Source organism: Anabaena sp. UHCC 0187 (assembly GCF_009712035.1).
Classification (GTDB): Bacteria; Cyanobacteriota; Cyanobacteriia; order Cyanobacteriales; family Nostocaceae; genus Dolichospermum.
This window is the reverse complement of sequence record NZ_VILB01000044.1, coordinates 1-1,683: the sequence shown is the minus strand read 5'-3', so window position 1 is coordinate 1,683 and position 1,683 is coordinate 1. Positions and strand designations below refer to the sequence as shown.

The following is a 1,683-nucleotide window of genomic DNA, read 5'->3' as shown; positions in this document are numbered from 1 at the left end:
TAAATTATTTTCTATTTATGGCGATTTTCAACGGAAAGCTAAACGAGAAAATACTTCTTTAGCAGAAACTAATTTACCATTTTTGTGGGTTTTAGCTCCCTCTGCGTCTACTGGTTTAATAGAGAGTTTTGGAGCTAAACTAGATTTAGATAATTGGCTACCAGGAGTATTTTTTCTACCGGACGCTTTCAAAACAGCTATAGTAGCAATTAATCAGTTACCTGTCACTAATGAAACACTACTGTGTAGGTTATTAGGACGAGATAAGGTTCAACAGGAAGCGGTAAAACAATTAGTTGCACTAGCACCAGAAAACCCGTTACGTCATAATATTTTAGAACTGGTTTTTAATTGGCGTGTAAGTGTACAAACTCAGGAAATATTAACAGAAGATGACCAGGAGTTAATTATGAATTTAACAGCAGCTTATCAAGAGGCTAGGGCTGAGGCTGTACAAGAAGGACAACGTTTGGTTTTGGAAAATTTATTGAGGGTAAGATTTGGTAATTTAGATAATGAATTATCCAGGACTATTGATAATTTGCTCAATTTACCAACAGATGAGTATAGCAGATTATTACTTCACTTAAATAATTTATCCCGTGAGGAATTATTAGCAAGATTTAACAATTAACTCTGTCTAGATAAAGGTTGGGTTAAATAAAACCCAACCTTTACAGAAGTATCCGGTAAGCGTAAAGCTCAGTCCTTCGACAAGCTCAGGAACCATGGCTTCAGCCCTGAGATATAAGCGACACTATGGCTTAACGCCACGCTTCGCTATCGACAAGCTCAGTGACCGCACGGGCAGTTCGGCAGGCTCACTGACCACGGTTTTAACCGCCTTCAATCTTGTACTACTAAATATCTTGACAATCTTACGCCACAAATAGTAGTATAAGATTGGAGGTAGGAATAATGCTAATTTTTGAGTTTAAAGTTTACGGAAAATCAGTTCAGTTAACAGCAATAGATGATGCAATTCGTACTGCCCAATTCGTTCGTAATAGCTGTATTCGGCTATGGATGGATGTTAAAGATATAGGCAAAAATGACTTGCAGAAATATTGTGCTGTACTAGCAGCTAATTTCCCGTTTGCTAATGAACTCAATTCAATGGCGCGACAAGCTAGTGCAGAACGGGCATGGTCTTCTATCTCTCGGTTTTACGATAATTGCAAGAAGAATATTCCTGGTTTAAAGGGATATCCTCAATTTCAAAAAGATTGTCGTTCTGTTGAATATAAAACATCAGGATGGCGGCTTGCTGATAATCGTAAATCCATCACATTTACCGACAAAAAAGGTATTGGTAGATTAAAAATCAAGGGAACTCGTGACCTTCATTTCTACCAAATCAACCAAATAAAACGGGTAAGATTGGTAAAACGGGCTGATGGTTATTATTGTCAATTTTGTATTGATGCCAACCGTCAAGAAAATATCACTCCATCAGGAAATACAATTGGATTAGATGTAGGATTAAAAGAATACTACACCGACTCTAATGGCGTAATGATTGAGAATCCTAAGTTTCTGCGTATTGGAGAAAAGGTTCTTAAACGTTCACAACGTCGCGTTTCCAGAAAAGTCAAAGGTTCAAAAAATAGAGGCAAAGCTAGACAGATTTTAGGAAAACGCCACCTCAAAATAAGTAGGAAACGTAAAGACCATGCTGTGAAA

General features: G+C 37.4%; 2 protein-coding genes. Both read left to right on the top strand.

Annotated features, from left to right (window positions below; all coding sequences use genetic code 11):
• The coding region (locus tag FJR11_RS22955; protein ID WP_168507955.1) for a hypothetical protein at nucleotides 1-634 on the top strand (634 nt) is incomplete at its 5' end.
• 284 nt (nucleotides 635-918) lie between these two features.
• On the top strand, nucleotides 919-1,683 hold a 765-nt coding region (locus FJR11_RS22950), incomplete at its 3' end, for an RNA-guided endonuclease TnpB family protein (RefSeq protein ID WP_168507953.1).